Here is a 2,138-nt window from a genome sequence, read left to right on the forward strand (position 1 = left end):
CCCACGCGTCGGTCTCGACCGGCGCGCCCGCGAGCGAGGTCACCGCGTCCACGAGGAGGAACGCGTCGGAGCTCTCCCGGACGGCCCGCGCGATCTCTCCGAGGGGCGAGATCACTCCCGTCGACGTCTCGTTGTGCACGACCGTCACGGCGTCGTACTTCTTCTCCCGCAGGGCCTGCCGCACCCGGTCCGGATCGGCGGACTCGCCCCACGCGAACGAGAGCCGGTCCGCCTCGAACCCGTTGTCGGTCGCGATCTTGTTCCAGCGCTCGGAGAACGCCCCGACCGTCACCGACAGCACGCGCGAGGGAGCGCAGTTCTGGAGACCGGCTTCCATGAGCCCCGTCGCCGACGACGTCGCGAGCAGGACGAAATTCCTCGTGGCGAAGACCATCGGGATCCGCCGCTCGATCCGCTCCTGCAGGTCCGCGTACGACTTCCCGCGATGCCCGATCATCGGCCTCGACAGAGCCGCGAGCACTTCGGGACGGACCCACACGGGGCCGGGCAGGAAGAACTTGATCGAGCCGGCGTAGGAAGGCTTTTCGCTCATGAAACGATTCTTCCTTCGGAGGCCGGTTCTGTCAAACGAAGCGCGCGAGCGCGGCGGGCAGGTCGGAGATGGACTCGATCAACTCGTCCGCACCCACGCCGCGAAGGAAGGCCAGGGACCGTGAGCCGGATGGAACGACGACGGCACGGCATCCGCCGGCGCGGGCGAACTCGACGTCGACCTCCATGTCCCCGACGCAGACCGTTTCCTCCGCGGCGGCCCCCATCGCGGCCAGCAGCGATCGCAGCATCGCCGGATCCGGTTTCGGCGGATGCGCCTCGTCCGGCCCGGCGATCGCCGCGAAGCGCGTTGCGATCCCCTTCGCCTCGAGGATCATCCGCGTGAACCGGAGCGGCTTGTTCGACGCGACCGAGAGGACGCATCCCCCCGCGGCGAGCCGCGCGAGCGTCCCCTCGACGCCGGGCAGCACCCGGGAGCCGCCGATCGCGACGTCGGCGTAGCGCTCGCGGAAGAGGCGGACCCCGTCGGCCGCGAGTTCCGGGCCGGCGGCCTGCGCGAGCAGGCGATGGAGGCCGTGGCCGACCATTTCGCGGACGCGCGCCCGGTCCGGGACGGGGAGGCCCAGCCTCGTCATCGCGAAGCCGAGGGCCTGGTGGATCCCTTCGTACCCGTCGATCAAGGTGCCGTCGAGGTCGAAGACGACCGCCCGGACCCTCACCGCGAGAAACGCGCGGTCTTCATCAGCTCCTCGACGAGGCCGCCGATGTCGCTCGAAAAGTCCCGGCCGCCGTACTCGATCGACCGCTCCCGCACGCGGCCCACGTCGATGCGGGAGAGCGGCAGCGACTTGTAGCCTTCGACCAGGACGAGGTCGCAATCGCCGAAGTCGCGTTCGAGGAGGCGGCGGAGTTCGGTCGATTCCCGCCGCCGCACGGTCGTCGCGGAGGGTCGGACGAACGCCGACGGATCCCCTCCCGCCGCGACGTGGCGCGCCGAATCCTTTCCCGGAACGTCGTCGACGACGTCGTGCGGTGTGTGCTTGATCGCTCCCACGCACATCCCCCGCGCGCGCAGGAGCGGCACCACCCGCTCGAGGACGGTCGTCTTTCCCGAATCGTGGCTCCCGGCGATCCCGATCGCGACCGGCCACTCGTCGGAATACAGCCGGCTGTCGAGGGCGAAGGGAGCGATCTCCCTCTGCCGCGCGCAGAAGGGCGCGAGGTCGTCGCGCGCGTCGAGCCGTTCCCGGAATTCCGGAGAGCCGGTGAGGAGGTCGATCGCCGGGCGGGCGTCGAACTCGTACCCCTCGACGCGCCACCGGAAGTCGCGCGGCGCCAGCCGCGCGGCCTGCTCGACGATCCGCAGCCCCGTCTCGTACGGTCGATAGGCGTCGGGATCGACGACGTCCTGGAACACGCCGTGACACGTCTCCCCCGCGAACTTGTGGAACACCGGCCGGAAGTGGACGGCGCGGAAGCGAACGCCGGGCAGATCGAGCTCTCCGAGGGCGCCGGCGAGGCGCTCCGCGTCGAGCCAGGGCGCGCCGACCTGCTCGAACGGGCGCGTCGTGCCGCGCCCTTCCGACAGATTCGTCGCCTCGAAGAGGCATCCGCCCGGATACACC

Annotated in this window: 3 protein-coding genes; all 3 read right to left on the reverse strand. The window is 70.7% G+C overall.

Features of this window, described 5'->3' with window-relative positions; all coding sequences use genetic code 11:
* The coding region (locus VFS34_04235; protein ID HET9793650.1) for an aminotransferase class V-fold PLP-dependent enzyme at nt 1-553 on the reverse strand (553 nt) is incomplete at its 3' end.
* A gap of 31 nt (nt 554-584) precedes the next feature.
* The gene (locus VFS34_04240) at nt 585-1,232 is read right to left on the reverse strand and encodes an HAD-IA family hydrolase (GenBank protein ID HET9793651.1); all 648 of its coding nucleotides are present in this window, start codon (nt 1,230-1,232) and stop codon (nt 585-587) included.
* Nucleotides 1,229-2,138: molybdopterin-guanine dinucleotide biosynthesis protein B (mobB, locus tag VFS34_04245; protein ID HET9793652.1), on the reverse strand; the 910-nt coding region annotated here is incomplete at its 5' end. The genes VFS34_04240 and mobB, both read right to left, overlap by 4 nt.

It is taken from the genome of Thermoanaerobaculia bacterium (genome assembly GCA_035717485.1).
Lineage (GTDB): Bacteria > Acidobacteriota > Thermoanaerobaculia > UBA5066 > DATFVB01 > DATFVB01.